The sequence below is a fragment of the Idiomarina solivarensis genome, assembly GCF_033052755.1.
Lineage (GTDB): Bacteria > Pseudomonadota > Gammaproteobacteria > Enterobacterales > Alteromonadaceae > Idiomarina.
In genome coordinates, this window is record NZ_JAVFHZ010000006.1 from 1 (window position 1) to 17,892 (window position 17,892).

At 47.3% G+C, this 17,892-nt stretch carries 14 protein-coding genes and 1 tRNA gene; 2 read left to right on the top strand and 13 right to left on the bottom strand.

All coding sequences use genetic code 11. From position 1 onward, the window contains the following. Window positions 1-77: transfer RNA gene (locus tag RBK99_RS10575), tRNA-Pro, on the bottom strand. Window positions 78-316: 239 nt separating this feature from the next. Here RBK99_RS10575 and folD point away from each other — a divergent pair. Then, window positions 317-1,177: a bifunctional methylenetetrahydrofolate dehydrogenase/methenyltetrahydrofolate cyclohydrolase FolD gene (gene folD, locus RBK99_RS10580; RefSeq protein WP_317504574.1), complete on the top strand. Its 861-nt coding sequence runs from the start codon at window positions 317-319 to the stop codon at window positions 1,175-1,177. A 6-nt stretch (window positions 1,178-1,183) separates the two neighbouring features. Here the strand turns inward: folD and RBK99_RS10585 are convergent, their stop codons facing one another. Continuing rightward, entirely contained in the window at window positions 1,184-1,915 is a 732-nt protein-coding gene (locus tag RBK99_RS10585) for a pilus assembly protein (RefSeq protein ID WP_317504575.1), read from the bottom strand. Between the two features lie 110 nt (window positions 1,916-2,025). Next, the gene (topA, locus tag RBK99_RS10590; protein ID WP_317504576.1) at window positions 2,026-4,644 is read right to left on the bottom strand and encodes a type I DNA topoisomerase; all 2,619 of its coding nucleotides are present in this window, start codon (window positions 4,642-4,644) and stop codon (window positions 2,026-2,028) included. Window positions 4,645-4,940: 296 nt separating this feature from the next. On the opposite strand from topA, the gene astB reads away from it, so the two are divergent. Then, complete coding sequence (gene astB / locus RBK99_RS10595) at window positions 4,941-6,284, top strand: N-succinylarginine dihydrolase (protein WP_317504750.1); 1,344 nt, start codon at window positions 4,941-4,943, stop codon at window positions 6,282-6,284. A 54-nt stretch (window positions 6,285-6,338) separates the two neighbouring features. Here the strand turns inward: astB and purF are convergent, their stop codons facing one another. The 10 genes from purF to fabB all read right to left on the bottom strand — a co-directional run bounded on the left by purF (window position 6,339) and on the right by fabB (window position 17,775). Continuing rightward, a complete protein-coding gene (gene purF, locus RBK99_RS10600; protein WP_317504577.1) occupies window positions 6,339-7,856 on the bottom strand; it encodes an amidophosphoribosyltransferase in 1,518 nt (505 codons plus the stop codon). Window positions 7,857-7,870: 14 nt separating this feature from the next. Then, on the bottom strand, window positions 7,871-8,365 hold the full coding sequence (locus tag RBK99_RS10605) for a CvpA family protein (protein ID WP_317504578.1): 495 nt from the start codon (window positions 8,363-8,365) through the stop codon (window positions 7,871-7,873). A gap of 88 nt (window positions 8,366-8,453) precedes the next feature. Further along, the gene (locus tag RBK99_RS10610; RefSeq protein ID WP_317504579.1) at window positions 8,454-9,002 is read right to left on the bottom strand and encodes an SPOR domain-containing protein; all 549 of its coding nucleotides are present in this window, start codon (window positions 9,000-9,002) and stop codon (window positions 8,454-8,456) included. Between the two features lies 1 nt (window position 9,003). Further along, entirely contained in the window at window positions 9,004-10,296 is a 1,293-nt protein-coding gene (gene folC, locus RBK99_RS10615) for a bifunctional tetrahydrofolate synthase/dihydrofolate synthase (RefSeq protein ID WP_317504580.1), read from the bottom strand. Further along, window positions 10,296-11,174 carry an acetyl-CoA carboxylase, carboxyltransferase subunit beta gene (accD, locus tag RBK99_RS10620; RefSeq protein WP_317504581.1) on the bottom strand — a complete coding sequence of 293 codons (879 nt, stop codon included), beginning with the start codon at window positions 11,172-11,174 and terminating at the stop codon, window positions 10,296-10,298. The genes folC and accD overlap by 1 nt, the downstream gene beginning before the upstream one ends. Window positions 11,175-11,265: 91 nt before the next feature. Further along, on the bottom strand, window positions 11,266-12,051 hold the full coding sequence (truA, locus tag RBK99_RS10625; RefSeq protein ID WP_317504582.1) for a tRNA pseudouridine(38-40) synthase TruA: 786 nt from the start codon (window positions 12,049-12,051) through the stop codon (window positions 11,266-11,268). Between the two features lie 11 nt (window positions 12,052-12,062). Beyond that, the gene (locus RBK99_RS10630; protein WP_317504583.1) at window positions 12,063-14,288 is read right to left on the bottom strand and encodes a FimV/HubP family polar landmark protein; all 2,226 of its coding nucleotides are present in this window, start codon (window positions 14,286-14,288) and stop codon (window positions 12,063-12,065) included. A gap of 79 nt (window positions 14,289-14,367) precedes the next feature. Then, window positions 14,368-15,384: an aspartate-semialdehyde dehydrogenase gene (locus RBK99_RS10635; RefSeq protein WP_317504584.1), complete on the bottom strand. Its 1,017-nt coding sequence runs from the start codon at window positions 15,382-15,384 to the stop codon at window positions 14,368-14,370. Window positions 15,385-15,393: 9 nt separating this feature from the next. Next, window positions 15,394-16,539, bottom strand: coding sequence for a 4-phosphoerythronate dehydrogenase (locus RBK99_RS10640; RefSeq protein WP_317504585.1), 1,146 nt, complete (start codon window positions 16,537-16,539; stop codon window positions 15,394-15,396). Between the two features lie 21 nt (window positions 16,540-16,560). Beyond that, a complete protein-coding gene (fabB, locus tag RBK99_RS10645) occupies window positions 16,561-17,775 on the bottom strand; it encodes a beta-ketoacyl-ACP synthase I (RefSeq protein WP_317504586.1) in 1,215 nt (404 codons plus the stop codon). Window positions 17,776-17,892 lie beyond the last annotated feature (117 nt).

A 17,892-nucleotide genomic window follows, 5' to 3' on the forward strand; every position in this document is an offset into this window, starting at 1 on the left:
TGGTCGGCGATGCAGGATTTGAACCTGCGACCCCTTGGACCCAAACCAAGTGCGCTACCAAACTGCGCTAATCGCCGAATATCTCCGAAAGCCGTATCAGACGCAGCTTTTAAAAAACAAATGCTGGCTGACAACGGGGGCGAATATTACCTCTTGAAGACTGACCCGTCAAACTTTTTTTCGGTTATTGGTACCGAATGACTACTTTTACAACAACCTGACGACTAAACCAGCAACCGGTGACATTAAGGACAGAAAAAAGTTACAATGCTAATCATATATCACCTTGAATTCTCTCACCTTTGGGAACGTCATTATGCCAGCTCAAATAATTGATGGTAAAACCATTGCAGCCACTGTCCGGCAAGCTGTTAAACAACAAGTAAAAGAACGCATTGATTCCGGGCTTAGGGCGCCGGGGTTAGCCGTTGTGTTAGTTGGAAGCGATGCGGCTTCTGAAGTCTATGTAGGAAATAAGCGCCGCGCCTGTGAAGAGGTTGGCTTTCGTTCATTTGACTACGACTTACCTGCCAGCACCACTCAGCAGGAACTTGAAGAACTTATTGAACAATTAAATAATGACGACTCAATCGACGGAATTTTGGTTCAGCTCCCGCTACCTGCGGGCCTGGACGCAACGCCAATACTCGAAAGTATTCGTCCCGATAAAGATGTCGATGGCTTTCACCCTTTTAATATCGGTCGTTTATCACAACGTATTCCAGCTTTGCGCCCCTGTACGCCAAAGGGCATTATAACGCTGCTTGAGCACACCAAAGTCGACTTGCACGGATTAAATGCTGTGGTGGTCGGTGCATCAAACATTGTCGGCCGGCCTATGAGTCTTGAATTGCTTTTAGCCGGCGCGACAACTACGGTTTGTCACCGCTTTACTAATGACTTATCTGACCATGTTAAACGCGCCGATATTTTAGTCGTTGCTGTTGGTAAAGCCGAGTTTATTCCTGGCGAATGGGTAAAACCGGGCGCTATTGTTATTGATGTTGGTATGAACCGCCTGCCCGATGGTCGGTTAACCGGAGACGTTGAATTTCAAACAGCCGCGGAACGCGCTGGCTGGATAACACCTGTACCGGGCGGAGTTGGGCCGATGACGGTAGCTTCTTTAATTGAGAATACCTTGCAAGCCTGCGTCGATTATCACGATGTGCGCTGAGCCCCGTCAATTTCTGTATCCGCTTAGCATGGCATGCTGAGCGGTGTTCGATAATCCCCACAAAGGTCTATCGTACAAAACACCTCGGCTTGCACAATAGTTTGCGGCCCCGGATCCTGACACCAATCGTTGGGTTGCAGCCAATAACTCTGCTGCTACTGGTATGTCTAATGGCAAACACCAATAGGTCTCAATAACTAATATGCGCGCCTTATGCCATTGCCTGGCTGTATTTTCAGCCGCTCTGGCATGGTAGTGATCAACCGAGATTTCGAGCACGTCGGTTTGTTTGTCTTCATCCCAGCGCCAGGCCGCAAATTGCCGAAAATCCTCCGCGGTTGGTGATAGAATTTTTAACCGCCCAAATTGGGCAAAATGAAGCCGCTGTTCAGCAATCGACTCTGCAGCCGCCAGTATTTTATTATCGGTGTCTAGCTGTGGCTTTAAAGCAGCCATTCCTGAAACCAGAGTATTCACCATTGCACTATTACGCCCGTGATTAAGGCTTCCCGCTCTTACCGCGTATTGATTCGCCATGGTCAGTGTTTGTTGAGCCCACCAAATAAATAAGGCCTGCACAAAAGTAAAAATACTGACAACAATAATGGGCCACACAATCAGCAGCTCGAGACTCGCCTGGCCGCTCTGCTTCTTTGAAAATTTGAAGGTGCTTAAAAATGAAAAGCCCGCTGCCTGGAAAGCAGCGGGAAGTGTTATGCTCAAACGAGGCAATAACATAGGACCTCCATGTCCGGTGTGCCGTGTCTTTCAATAGACACGGCACTATGTTAGTCGAGCCCTCGCCGTTTAACTATTGGAAAAAGGACAGTATCGTCGTAAGCCTTCAGCTACTTGTCCTCTACTTTCCATTTACCATTCCGATAAAATGCTTTCCATCCCGTTTGCTTTTTCTTAATTTCAGTCACGACGTATTGCTCTTTGTTTTTTCGTGAAAAGCGAACAATTGCGTCATTACCGTCGTCGTCTTCCTTCGGCGCTTCGGCAAGATACTTAAACTTCTCCGGCAAACGATCTTTAAACTGTGCCAATTCTTTTACCGTCACAGCGCGGGTTTCTCTAGACTTCGGAAACGTATTGGCCGAAAGGAAAATACCCGAAGCCCCATCTCTTAATACGAAATAAGCATCCGATTCTTCACAAGGTAGCTCGGGTAATGGAACCGGATCCTCTTTGGGCGGCGCAGGTTCCCCGCTACGCAAAAGCTTACGGGTATTTTTACACTCGCTGTTAGTGCAGCCAAAGTATTTACCAAAACGACCGTTCTTCAGCTGCATCTCTGAGCCGCACTTATCGCATTCGATTGTTGGTCCGTCATATCCCTTAATACGGAACGTACCTTCTTCAACCAGTTGGCCATCGCAGGTTGGATTATTACCGCAAACATGTAACCGCCGCTTTTCATCGATAAGATAACTGTCCATAGCGGTGCCGCATTTAGGGCAACGTTTTTTCGCGCGCAACGCTTCGGTTTCACGCTCATCTTCATCGGTCACTTCTATGGCTTCTTCGCCTGGTGTCAGGTTAAGCGTCTTAGTACAACGTTCCTTCGGCGGTAAGTTATAGCCCGAGCAGCCCAGGAATACGCCTGTCGACGCCGTCCGTATCCCCATCTTGCGCCCACACTCGGGGCAGTCAATATCGGTTAAGACCAGGCTGTTTTCGCGCATCCCTCCCTGAGCAGGTTCTAATTCCGCTTTTTCCAACCGCTCTTTAAAGTCAGCATAAAACTTATCGAGCGTCTCTTTCCAGTTGCGCTTCCCTTCGGCAATATCATCCAGCGCTTGTTCCATTTCGGCCGTAAAGTTGTAATTCATCAACTCAGCAAAGTTTTCAATTAAGCGATCGTTAACAATCTCACCCATTTTCTCGGCAAAGAAACGACGGCTTTCAACCCTGACATAACCACGATCCTGAATTGTCGAGATAATCGATGCGTAAGTGGATGGACGACCAATTCCACGCTTTTCCAACTCTTTGACCAGCGACGCTTCGCCGTACCGAGCCGGTGGCTTAGTGAAGTGTTGTTCAGGCAACAGCTGTTCCAGCGTAAGCGCATCGCCTTTTTTGACATCAGGTAAGGTAGCATCGCCGTCTTTCTTACTACTGGCTGGCGGCATCACCTTCGTCCAACCAGCAAAACGCATGACTCTACCACGGGCTTTTAATTCAAATTCACCTGCGGTGGCCGTTAGAGTTGTACTGTCATAGCGCGCCGGTACCATTTGGCAGGCAACAAACTGGCGCCAAATGAGCTCATAAAGCCGCTGAGCGTCACGTTCTACTGTAGCTAAGGACTCAGACTTAACTCTAACATCTGACGGCCGTATCGCCTCGTGCGCTTCTTGTGCGTTACTTTTCGCACCATAGCGGTTAGGATTTTCCGGCAAGTAATCTTTGCCGAAATCGTTAGCAATTAGATCGCGACAAGCATCGACGGCTTCTGCACTCAAGTTAGTTGAGTCAGTACGCATGTAGGTAATATAACCCGCTTCATACAGCCGCTGTGCCATCATCATGGTTTTTTTAACACCGAAGCCAAGCCGTGTACTGGCTGCCTGCTGTAACGTTGATGTAATGAAAGGCGCACTGGGTTTACTTGATGTGGGCTTATCTTCACGACCAGTAATTTCGTAACCAGCTGTTTTCAACGAAGCGACAGCAGTATCGGTTTCTTTTTTATTGGTGGGACGAAAGTTTTTACCCGCCTGCTTCATCACCTGCATGCGCAGAGATTCTTCAGCCGGCGTATTCAAGTCGGCATGAACATCCCAGTATTCTTCAGGAACAAAGGCTTTAATTTCGCGCTCGCGCTCAACCACAAGCCTTACCGCTACTGACTGAACACGACCAGCGGATAATCCACGGGCGATTTTTTTCCATAACAACGGAGACACCATGAAACCCACAACGCGATCAAGAAAGCGCCGAGTTTGTTGAGCGTTAACCCTGTCAGTATTCAGTTCGGCCGGATGCTCAAACGCTTCCTTAATGGCCTTTTTCGTTATTTCATTAAACACCACGCGTTTATAACGTGAGTCATCACCACCGATAAGTTCGCGCAAGTGCCAGGCGATTGCCTCACCCTCACGGTCCAAATCCGTTGCCAGAATAATTTCATCTGACTTTTTGGCTAACTGTTTCAATTCTTTAACGACTTTTTCTTTTCCCTGCAGAACTTCGTAGTGCGCTTCCCAGTCGTTCTCAGGGTCTATTCCCATTCTGGCAATTAGCCGCTTGTAATCGCGTTCTTTCTGGTACTTTGCTTTGGCGTCCGGCGACATTTTGCGTACTTCAGCTGCCGGCTTACTTTTGATTGTCTCAGTTGCACGAGTAGGCAGATCACGAACATGACCAACGCTGGACTTAACAATAAAATCCTTGCCTAGATATTTATTAATGGTTTTGGCTTTTGCCGGAGACTCGACAATGACGAGCGATTTAGCCATAGAATAATCGTTCTCTTGTTGTAGATGCCGTGTATATACGTGCTAACAGTAACAATTACAAGTGCAATTGCTCTTTAGCGGCCTTTTTTAGGTATATCGGTTATCGTCTGCAGAAACAACCATAACTCGATTATTTGATAAAAATTCGCACAAGCTAAATAAACAGTCAGGTTTACACTGATAAGCTCTAAGTCCAGAAAAATAAAGGCTTTCAAGGCGGTTTTAAAACAGTATAATAGTTTCTTAGTTTACATTGTCAGGTGCACAAAACGTGCAGGGAGTATCGAAACGTGAGCATGCAACACTTCGAAGTCAACTACGACGGCTTAGTAGGCCCTACTCATAATTACGCTGGACTGTCGTTCGGTAACGTTGCGTCTTTGGCTAACGCTAAAGCCAGTTCCAGTCCAAAGCATGCTGCCCTGCAAGGCCTGAAAAAAATGAAAGCGCTGCACGACATGGGAATGAAGCAAGGCGTATTAGCACCACAAGAACGTCCCGATGTGTTTGCTTTACGTCGCTTAGGCTTCACCGGCACAGATGCAGAAATTTTGCATCGCGCGGCAACTGAAGCTCCGGCTATTTTTCAAGCCGTTTGCTCAGCTTCAAGCATGTGGACAGCCAATGCTGCAACCGTTTCTCCCAGCGCCGATACCGCTAACGGCAAAGTCCATTTTACGCCAGCTAACCTGACCAATAAATTTCACCGTTCTCTCGAGCCACAGACCAGCGGTCGTATCTTGCAGGCAATGTTCAACAACGGACGTTATTTTGAGCATCACACACACTTGCCGGATAACGAACATTTCGGTGACGAAGGTGCCGCTAACCACACTCGACTCTGTCGTGAGTACGGTCATGCAGGTGTTGAAGTTTTTGTCTACGGTCGCTACGCCTTCGACAGCTCCAAACCAGCACCAAAGCGCTTCCCGGCACGACAAACGCTGGAAGCGTCTCAGGCCATTGCTCGCTTACATGGCTTGAGTGAAGACAACACCGTGTACATTCAACAGAATCCGGACGTTATTGACCAAGGCGTTTTCCATAACGATGTTATTGCTGTGGGCAACCAAAACGTTCTTTTTTATCATGAGCAAGCTTTCGCCGATACTGAAGCGAAACTCGCCGAAATTCAGAGTAAGTTCGGCGATCATCCGGTTCACTTTATTAAAGTTAAAACCGAACAAGTCAGTATTCAGGATGCGGTCAGTACTTATTTATTTAACACGCAGTTAATTACCCCACCCGATGGCCAAATGACGATTATCGCGCCAACAGAGTGTCAGGATAACGAGAATGTCAGGGCTTACCTGGAGCAATTGACTCAGAGCAACGACAGCCCCATTAAGCGGGTTGAATTCTTTGACGTAAAACAGAGCATGCGAAATGGCGGCGGACCGGCCTGCTTGCGTCTACGGGTAGCTTTAAACGATGAAGAGATAGCCGGGGCAAACCAGAACTGTTTAATGTCCGATGGACTATTTAAGCGTTTGAATCAGTGGGTAGAAAAACATTATCGCGACGAACTCGCTGTAGATGATTTACGTGACCCTGCATTATTGGAAGAATCACGCACAGCTTTAGATGAACTCACTCAGATAATGAAACTGGGTTCGGTCTATCCTTTCCAACAAGACTGAGCGATTCCTAATAAGACTGAGCGGCTCGCGCTCAGTCTTATGGTTTCAAGTGCACTAATCGTTATCGTTGTGAAGTTCAAGATTGGCGTCTTCAGAGCCGTCACGATCCGACATAGCAACGTCGTTACGCGCAGCATGCAGACGGTCTAGGTATTCCTGACTCACATCTCCAGTGACATATTCGCCACTAAAGACCGATGTCTCAAAACATTTAATTGAAGGGTTTTCTGAACCAACAGCATCAATCAAGTCATCAAGCTCCTGGTAAATAAGTCCATCGGCTTTAATCATATCGCGAATTTCTACCGCTTCACGTCCATGACCAATAAGCTCATTTGCACTTGGCATATCAATGCCATAAACGTTCGGGAAGCGAATCTCCGGTGCAGCTGATGCAAAGTAGACTTTTTTGGCGCCGGCTTCACGAGCCATCTCGATAATCTGCTCCGACGTTGTTCCACGCACAATAGAATCATCAACCAATAAAACATTCTTACCGCGAAATTCAGCGCTTATCGCGTTGAGCTTACGGCGAACCGACTTACGCCGCTGAGTTTGCCCTGGCATTATAAAGGTACGGCCAATATAACGGTTTTTCACAAATCCCTGACGGTAAGGAAGGTCCATGACATTGGCTATTTCTAATGCAATGTCACAGCTTGTTTCAGGAATAGGGATAACCACATCGATGTCGAGATCAGCGTAATCTCGTTTAATTTTCTCGCCCAGTTTCCGACCCATATTCACGCGCGACGCATACACCGAAATACCATCAATAAATGAATCAGGACGAGCAAAATAAACGTATTCAAAAATACAAGGGCAATGCATTGGCTTGTCTGCACACTGACGTGAATACAGCTGGCCGTCATTGGTAATATAAATGGCTTCACCAGGCTCTACGTCACGTACATATTTAAACCCAGTACCATCAATAGCAACGCTCTCCGACGCGATAATATATTCTTCGCCGTCTTTTGTGTCGCGTTTACCAAGTGCCAGAGGACGTATCCCCCAAGGGTCACGAAAAGCGACCATGCCATGGCCCAAAATCATGGCGACCACTGCGTAAGCCCCTCGTACCTGGCGGTGAACCGCCGTCATGGTGCGAAATACATCTTCTTCGGTCAGGGTTAAGCTCTCGTTTTTATCCAGTTCGTTGGCAAAAACGTTAAGCAAAATTTCTGAATCTGATGTGGTATTGATATGCCGGCGGGCCGTTTGAAACAAATGCTCCTGAACGTCAGATGCGTTAGTCAAGTTACCGTTGTGCGCCATAGCAATGCCGAAAGGCGAATTAACATAAAATGGCTGTGCTTCTGCAGAACTTGAGCTTCCCGCGGTAGGATAACGCACATGCCCGATACCGACATTTCCAGACAAGCGATGCATGTGCCGTGTGTGGAACACATCCCGCACCAAACCGTTGGCCTTTCTTAAACGCAAAGTACAATGCTCATCAACTGTCATAATACCAGCGGCGTCCTGACCACGATGTTGAAGCATCGTTAAACCATCATAAAGTGCTTGGTTAACAGGCTGCTTACCAACAATACCAACAATACCACACATGTCTTTTCACCTTTCTATACAGGTTGAGGGACTAAAAAACTGGAGCTGTTTTCCAGATAACTGAAAAACCACTGAATAAATACACCGAAGTGAGGAATTAATAGAGACCCTTGCCACCAGTCACTAGAGGATAAAGCAGTAAAGGAATCAATAAAGAATAATAACGCGCTGACAATGAGCACACCCCGCAATGCACCAAACACCAACCCAAGCACCCGATCGGTCCCGGACAAGCCAGTATGGTGAACCAATTGCGAAAGAATATAGTTGAGAATAGCGCCCAGAATGAGTGTCGCTACAAATAGTGCGGCAATAGCAGCGGCATTTCTGACCAGAGGATCATCGATTTGAGTAAAATAGACAGCAAGATCCTGATAGAACTGGCTGGCAATAAAAAAGGCTGAAATCCAGACGGCCAAAGACACGGCTTCTTTAACAAAGCCCCTTACCAGGCTAATCACCGTAGAAAGGCCAATAACAATTATAATGGCATAGTCAATCCAGAGCATAGTAACTCACAATTGCTGCGCAAAAGACGCGGGGATTTTAACAGAATGTCGACAATAATGTGATTTCTTTTCACACATATTGCAAAAATTACGGCTGATAAGTCATTACCTTACCGTTTAGACCTGTCAGCTCTTTTAACGGTTCTAACTGTTGTTCTAGTTGCACTTGTGATGTATCCGGACCAACTAACACACGAATCAATGAACTGCCCGGCACTTTTTCTGAGTAGGCGGCAAATCCGCGATCCTGCAATTGTGAAATCAGTCTGTTAACACTGTCTTCCTGACTGAAGGCCCCTAGTTGAATCACCCAGGCTTTGCCGTCCACTGCATATTCTTGCGGTTCTCTCGAAGGAGCTTTTACTGTTTCATCTTTTTCTATCGGAGCGGCCGAGTCTGCCGTCTTTTCAATGCTGGCTTTCTTCTCTGCATCCACTGTTACAGGTTCAGCTACCGTTGATTCTGACAACGCTTTCGGTTTCTCCAGAGTTTCTTCTACATTCGGTTTCAACGGAATAGTTTCCATTGGCTCAACCGGCCCTTTCTTTTCACCGTCTAATACATCTGGAATGATAATGACTGCTAATGCAGCAAGTATAAAAGTGCCGACGAGACGATTTTGCAGAGAACTGGACAAACTAAGCTCCTTTCATGTAAGCATCAATTTGGGCTACAGTGTAAAACGAGCCGAAGCCGAAGACCAGAGCTTCCCTCTCATTCATTTTACTTCGCGATGCGTCTTCAATGGCTGCAGAAAATGCCTGCTCCACAGAGTCAAACCGAGAGCACGATTGCCCAGATAAATGGATATTGTCCTGAAGTTGTAATGATGTCTGACCCCGAGGCTCATACAATGAGCCCAGATACCATGAGTCCACCGTAGACGTAAGCGCTTTTATAACACCCGCATGATCCTTGTCGGACAACATTCCGACAACCGCAAAAATCTTATAGTCCGGATAAAACTTCTGTAGATATTGATTCGCGTACGCTGCCGCTTGAGGATTATGGGCAACGTCCAATAAAACATCACAGCCATTATGAGAGTACTGCTGCATTCTGCCCGGCAGACTCGCCTGTGCGATTCCTTCCCGAATGGCAGTCAGAGTCACAGGTAGCGGTAATTGTTCAATTGCTGCTATCGCTGTTGATGCATTAATCAGCGGCAGTTTCGGCAAAGGCAGATCATTAAGCTGTGTATGCTGGCTACGGTAACTCCAACTGCTATTTTTTTCATTACGATGAAAGTCTCGCCCAACCTGCCACAGCTTGGCACCAATGCGTTCAGCGCTTTCATCAATACTGGCTGTTGGATTTATTTCACCACAAATTAAAGGCTTTCCAGCTCTCGCAATACCCACCTTTTCGCGACCAATTTGTTCACGGTCATTGCCAAGAAAAGCTATGTGATCAATACCAATACTAGTCACCACAGCAACATCCGCGTCAACACAGTTGACCGCGTCCAACCGACCTCCAAGGCCCACCTCCAGAATAGCAACGTCCGGCTTTTTCCGGTTAATTAACCATAGCGCAGCCAGAGTACCAAACTCAAAATAAGTTAAAGACGTTTTGTGGCGGACATTCTCAATGGCAGAAAACGCTTCAACATGCTCAGCGTCGGTGAGCTCTTGGGCATTAATACGAACTCGCTCTCTATATTCAGTAATGTGCGGTGAGGTATAAACACCGGTGCTGTAGCCAGCCGCCTGTAGAATGCTTTCGAGGTAACGTACTGTAGAACCTTTACCGTTAGTACCACTGACCGTAATAACCAAAGAGGCCGGCTCTAATACCTCTGCTTTTACCGCAACTTCAGCGACTCGCTCCAGACCCATATCAATATTTTTAGGATGAATACTTTCCAGGTAGGTCAGCCACTCCTGCAGCGTAGCATTATCTGCAGGAGCTGGTGTTGGTATCGCTGTCATTACTCGCTTACACTTATTTCCGCAGTTTCGGTAGACGGCAGATTTTGCATTTTTGCTAATAAACGAGCGACTGTATTGCGCATTTCGCGGCGATCAACAATCATGTCAATAGCCCCATGCTCGAGTAAAAACTCAGCTCGTTGAAAACCTTCCGGTAATGTCTGACGAACCGTTTGTTCTATAACACGGGGGCCAGCAAAACCGATCAGTGCTTTAGGCTCAGCAATGTGGATATCACCCAGCATAGCCAAACTAGCAGAAACCCCGCCCATAGTCGGGTCTGTCAGTACCGAAATGAAAGGCAACCCCTCTTCACTCATACGCGCTAGCGCGGCTGACGTTTTTGCCATTTGCATCAACGACATCAGAGCTTCCTGCATCCGGGCACCACCTGAAGCCGAAAAACAAACCAGTGGAATGCGGTGCTTCAGGCATTCTTCAGCGGCCAGAACAAATTTAGCGCCCACAACGGAGGCCATGGAACCACCCATAAAGTTAAAGTCAAAAGCGACCGCAACTAAAGGAACCCCTTTTACAGTCCCTTTTTCCGCAATGAGTGCATCGTTTTCACCAGTACTTTTCTGTGCCGCCGCAATGCGATCCTTATATTTCTTCGAGTCTTTAAAACGCAAAACATCTTTTGGTTCTAAGTCGGTACCGATTTCTTCCCGGTTGTCTTTATCCAGAAAGAGATCTAAACGACTGCGCCCAGTCACCCGCATATGGTGATCGCACTTAGGGCAGACATTCAGACTGCGCTCTAAGTCCGCTTTATAAATAATATTGTCGCAAGCCGTACACTTACTCCAGACGCCCTCAGGGACGCCGCGTCGCTTATTAATTTTTGGCTTCGCAAGAATTCTTTCTATCCAGCTCATACTATTCCGCCCAAAGGCTATTATTAATCAATGTGATGTAGCTTACATGGTACCACAAATGGATCAAGCAAAGAGGTCATAACAGTCGCTCTTAGTCTGGTAACCATAAGGGACCGGGAGATACTACCGGTATATTATAATGCTCAGGATACGTTACTGCCACAAGATAAAGCCCACCAGGTTTAGCCGTTGCCGCAGCTTTCGTTCTATCGCCTTCACGCAACAGCTCTCCGATCCACTTCGGTGGCTGCAAATGCTGGCCAACAACAATAAGGCTTCCGACAATATTTCGAACCATATGGTGCAAAAACGCATTCGCCGTAATATCGATAATAATGTAATCGCCTCTGCGTTCGACAGTTAAGTCAGAGACCTTTCGAAACGGCGTGTGCGATTGACAATGAGACGCTCGAAATGCACTGAAGTCATGCTCACCAATAATGTGGGTAGTGGCTTGCTGCATTACTTCTGCGTCCAGAGGCTGGTGATAGTGACTGACCCCAGTCGAGTGGATTCCTGGCCGAAACCGAGTATTAGCGATAATGTAGCGGTAGCGCCTTGAAGTTGCACTAAAACGAGCACTGAAATCACTGTCGACTTGCTGTGCCCAACGTACCGCAATACCTGCAGGCAAATTGCTATTTGTACCAAGCGTCCAGGCCGGGCCCTGTCTTGGTATTGGAACATCGAAATGAACTATCTGCGCAGTTGCATGAACTCCGGCATCGGTGCGCCCGGCACAGGTCACTTCTATCGGCGCGTCCGCAATTTTGCTTAGCGCCTTTTCAAGACATTGTTGAACACTGGTCACTTCACGTTGACGTTGCCAGCCGTAATAGCGACTTCCGTCGTATTCCAGACATAGGGCCATTCGCATACTACTTTATCCTACGAATCTAATTTTTGTTGCAGCTTCTGAGCTTCTTTTGCCAGCGCCTCATCATCACCTTCTGCTAATTGCTGAAGAATTTCCCGCGCTTCGTCTTCTTCACCCATTTCAATATAGGCCCTGGCCAAATCAAGTTGGCCTGCCGGATCATCGTCTTCTGGCGCACCTTCCGCATCACCCGATTCATCGTCCGGCAGCGCATCTTTTACCGCCGAAGACTGGTAACGATCACTGTCTTCTTCGTCTTCGTCAGCTTCTGCCATTAACGAATCAATATCGACGAAATCATCTTCTTCCTTAGCACTAAACGAATCAACGTCTTCTTTTTCATCCGCTTTCTCGTCTGCCTCATTAGCCCCGCCAAAGAGTGACTCTAAATCTTTATCGGCTTCATCTTCAGCTTGTTCAAGTTCAGCGTCATCTTCCGGAACCTCTTCTTCCAGGTCATCCAGTGATTGAGTCAGTTCGTCAGATTCCTGAAGTAACTTCTCTAAGTCGTCCTCTTCGGATTCACTATCCTGTTCCGCCGGCTCAACGCTTTCTTCTGGCCGAGCGTCGTCTGTTGATACGCCATCCGAAGCATCTTCTTCTGGTTCTTCCTCACTTTCCTGTCTTTCCTGGTCAGCATCTCCGGACTCAGTTAATCCTAGTTCAGCCAGAACGTCATCGACTTCACTGTCATCAAAGTCATCCGGCAATAAGTCGTCACTCTCATTATTTGCTTTGTCTTCTTCCGGCGCTTCATCTTCGACTGAATCACTACTCGTTGCTTCTTCTTCCGTAGGAGCATTGTCTGAAAGAATATCGTCTATATCATCAGCTTCGGTTAAATCCGATTCATCTTCAGCCTTTTCCGGGCTCTCTTCTGTCTCTTCTGTTCCCTCAGAGTCAGCAGCAACCGGCTCATCCTCCGCTTCGTCAACGGAAAGGTCTATCGCCTGCTCATCGTCATCATCGGCTTCACCGAATAGGCGATCTAATTCATCCTGAGATAATTCTCCAGCCTCATCTTCGTCATCATCGGGCAATACCACCTGATCGTCGTCGTCCAGATCCTCATCCAGATTTTTCTTAACGTCAGATTGTTCAGCGTCGTCGTCACCGTCATCCAGACGTACGCTCAGATCACTCTTCTCAGCGTCCCCTGAACGTCCGGTTAATTCCGCTTCCAGAGCACTCAGGTCGTCGCCCTCATCTTCTGAATTGTCATCACCATCAATATCAAACAAGCCGTCGGTGCTGTCTTTCGGCGTTTCCCCAAGTAATTCTTTATCAAGCTGAGCGGCCGCTTCTTCCTCGGTCAGTTCCTGATTCTTATTTTCCTGCTCAACTTCATCGGGTTTTGACTTCGCCGAACGACGTAAAAATAAGAAAACGATTAATCCAATAATGAGTAATGCCGGCAACACGGAGACGAGCAGCATATTTATGGGACTCTGCAACCAATCGGTTAGACCCGAGCTCTGTTCCGCCTTTTCTCTCGCTTGCTGCTCAAGTAACTGCCTCTGTTGAGCAAGAACTTGCTGGAACTGAGCTTCCAGCTCATCGGTTTTACTGACGCTTTCAGCGAGCTTGTCTAAACGCTTAGCAATTTGATCAATACGCTCTTGCAGAGACTGGTTCTCACCGTACATTTTCTCTACAGCTTGCATTGATTCCTGAATATCAGCGCGTAGTTGGTTGAAATTTTGCTCTTGGCGTTGTTCTACTGCCTGAATGGTTTGTTGAGCTTTTTCGCGGGCTTCTTCAAGTAATTGCTGTCGTTGTTGACGGGTCTCTTGAGTTTCCTGCTCTACTTGCGATAGCTGCTGTGATTTACTTTTTAACTGACCATCAACCACCACCTGACGACGAGCCGCTTCAGGATTGACCATTTGGATTTCTTGCAAAGACGGAATACGCAGATAGAAACCATCAAGCATACGGTTCATATTGCCATTAACAAACGCATCGTCATTAGCCTGAACAATGGCAACCATGGTTTGGTATTGAGTAACACTGGAGTGCGGTTTATAACGGCGGGCGATATCCCATAAGGTATCATTACGGGTAATAGGCCCATAACGCTCCTGACCAATGCGTACATCGGTAGCCTCTGAGCCTTTCGCCCCCTTTATAACCACACCATCCTGTCCGCTTGCTGCAGCGACCATCATGCTGCCGGACAACGCAAAGGCTGCCAGCGAAAAGTATCTTAGTACCTGCACTCTTATGGTTTTTCTCATTCCTTCGTCTCTGCCCGCGCTTTGCTCTTATCTTTAACGGCGTTAGTTAAAAAAACTTTATGACATACAGTCGTTTAAATTACCAGTAATCGCGAATTAAAGTTTCCGCAATTTGTATGCTGTTCGTTGCTGCACCTTTGCGAATATTATCAGAGACAACCCATAGGTTAAGCCCATTAGGATGGCTGATATCTTCCCGTACCCGGCCTACGAAGACATCATCGTAACCCGCTGCATTGCCGACCTGAGTGGGGAACTCTTCTCTTTGCTCCATTAACGTAACACCTGCAGCTTCACTTAACAGCTGTTTTGCATGTTCTGCAGTGATTGGCTGACGTGTCTCGATATGGATAGCTTCCGCATGTCCAAAGAATACCGGCACCCTCACCGCTGTCGGATTCACCCGGATACTGGGATCATTGAATATTTTCTGAGTTTCCCAAACCATTTTCATTTCTTCTTTGGTGTAGTCATTTTCCTGAAAAACGTCGATTTGAGGAATACAGTTAAAGGCAATCTGGCGACTAAAATTAGCCACCGTTGGCTGTTTTCCATTCAAAAGCTCTGCCGTTTGTTTCGCCAACTCTTCCATGGCTTCTTTACCCGCTCCTGAAACAGACTGGTAAGTGCTTACATTAATACGCTCAATGCCAACTTCATCGTGAATCGGTTTCAGTGCAACCATCATTTGAATGGTCGAACAGTTGGGGTTAGCGATAATATTGCGATTTCTAAAGTCAGCCAGTGCCCAGGCATTCACTTCGGGTACCACCAGAGGGATATCAGGTTCGTAACGAAATTCTGACGTATTATCAATAACAACGCAGCCAGCTTCAGCCGCTTTCGGCGCAAACTCCCGAGAAATATCGCCCCCAGCCGAAAAAAACGCAATATCCGCGTTAGACCAATCAAATTCACTGGCATCAGAGACTTCAATTTCTTCACCATTAAAATCGACTGTTGAACCTATCGAACGAGCGCTAGCCAAAGGAAAAAGTTCTGCCACCGGGAATTTTCGCTCAGCTAAAATCTCAATCATCTGCTGACCCACTAAACCTGTCGCACCTAAAACCGCAACGCGAAACCCATGTGACATGCTAACTCCTTACTTAGACAACTGCCGGGCGTTAAAACCCAACTGTAAAAACTGGATGTATTGGGCGCTATTATGGCATGTAATCACCTGATTAATGAACTCTCTGCGCGGGCTTTCTTTGCGATAATTGCGCCGCAGACTGTCAAACCCGTCAGGTGTTAACCCGTGTTGACGAAAAAGCCAGTCATCGGAATACAAATCAAAATGATTTTTTGCCCAAGCTTGAAGGGCTTCAATTGAGTTAAATTGAGCGGCTTCGCGCTGAGGCCAGGTCACAGCGGGCAACACTTTAGATAACTCTTTATTGGCATTTATTCCAAAATATTCCAGTAGCGCATTGACTATCATAACAGCTCCACCCACTTTTCCTTCCAGGCTATGCCCGGCAATGTGGGGAGTCGCTATATCAATATACGGTACCAAAGCCGTCAATATTTCTGGTTCATTTTCCCATACGTCCAAAACTAATGACGGTCGTTGTCCCTGCTCGACGCGTTCAAGCAAAGAGCCATTATCGATTACCGCGCCACGACTGGCATTAATTAATAACTGTTGCGAGTGCAATGACTGCAATGCCGTGCTTTCAAATAGATGTCGAGTAGGAAAGTCACCATCACGGGTTAACGGAACATGGCAAGAAATGATATCCGCGGTCAGCACCCGCTGCCAATGGTCATGAACAAACTTAACGCCTTTTTTACACAATGGGGGGTCATAATAGTGGACGTTCAGACCAAGGGCTTGTAGCTTTTTTCCGGCAGCCTGACCGGTGTGTCCTGCACCAACAATAGCAACATCGATTTCCTCGATAGGCTCCCTGGTCTTCCGCTGCAGCCAATCCAGTACAGCACACAACACATACTCGCCAACCGACTCAGCATTGGCGCCGGGAGCGTGAGCAAATCCAATCTCCCGAGACTGGAGAGCATGAGTGTCGATATGTTCAATACCAATGGTCGCCGAGGCAACAAACTTGAGCTTTGGTGCTTGTCGCAACAACGCGTCATCAACATCGGTAACAGAGCGCACTAACAAAGCGTCAGCGTTCTCAAGCAGGCTTTTCGGGGGAGTTCTTTCAGAAAAGTAAGACAGTGTTCCCGCACCCGACAATAAGTCTGACAGTGCGGGAATATTCTGGTCGGCAACGATTTTCATCGCGGTAACCGACTTAATCTCTTATTCAGAGTATTGGCGCATCACTAACGATGCATTCGTACCACCAAAGCCAAAGCTATTAGACATTACCGTTTTTAACGGGGCTTCAGTTGTTTGGCGAACGATATTCATGCCATCCGCTTTTTCGTCCAGCGTCTCAATATTGATTGAAGGGGTGACAAAGCCGTGTTTGAGCATAAGTAATGAGTAAATCGCTTCGTGAACGCCAGCGGCACCTAACGCGTGTCCTGTCATTGCTTTAGTCGCACTGATCATCGGTGTTTTTTCAGGGAACACCTCACGAATAGCTTCTAACTCTTTCACATCACCAACCGGTGTACTGGTACCGTGGGTGTTTAAATAATCCACTGGCGTGTCCACGGTCTCCATTGCCATCTTCATACAACGAACGGCACCTTCACCCGACGGCGCGACCATGTCGTAACCATCAGAAGTGGCACCATACCCGACAATTTCACCGTAAATTTTTGCACCACGTGCTTTGGCTGCTTCCAGTTCTTCGATAACCAGAATACCGCCGCCACCGGCAGGTACAAAACCATCACGGCCCTGGTCATATGTACGTGACGCTTTTTCAGGGGTGTCGTTGTACTTAGTACTTAACGCGCCCATTGCGTCGAACTCCATACCTAAAGTCCAGTGAAGCTCTTCGCCGCCACCGGCAAATACGCGGTCTTGCTTACCAAACTGGATAAGCTCCAGAGCATGGCCAATGCAGTGAGCAGAAGTCGCACATGCAGAGCTGATAGAGTAATTCACACCCTTAATTTTAAAAGGGGTCGCCAGACAAGCTGAAGTGGTTGACGCCATGCAGCGAGGAACCATATAAGGCCCTACTTTTTTAACGCCGCGTTCACGTAAAATATCGGCTGCAGCCACTTGGTGCTCTCCAGAAGCTCCGCCCGAACCAACGACCAGACCCGTGCGAGGATGCGAGACCTGTTCTTCAGTTAAGCCTGAATCTTCAATAGCCTGAGCCATCGCAATGTAAGCATAAGCCGCTGAGTCGCCCATAAAGCGTAACGCTTTGCGGTCGATGTGATCTTTTGGATCGAGCTTAACCTCGCCCCAAACCTGACAGCGCAATCCCATTTCTGCAAAGGATTCTGAACGGCTAATGCCTGATTTGCCGATACGTAACGACTCTAGCACTTCTTCTTGATTGTTCCCGATGCTTGATACAATACCAAGTCCGGTGATAACAGCTCTTCTCATTCTTTAATCCTGTCTGACATTTCTACGTCGATATATTAACCAACGTCGTGTATGAATGTGGTCTGCTTTGTCCACTGTTGTTCGTAAAGTTGTTATTATAGCGGTCATCAACCAATA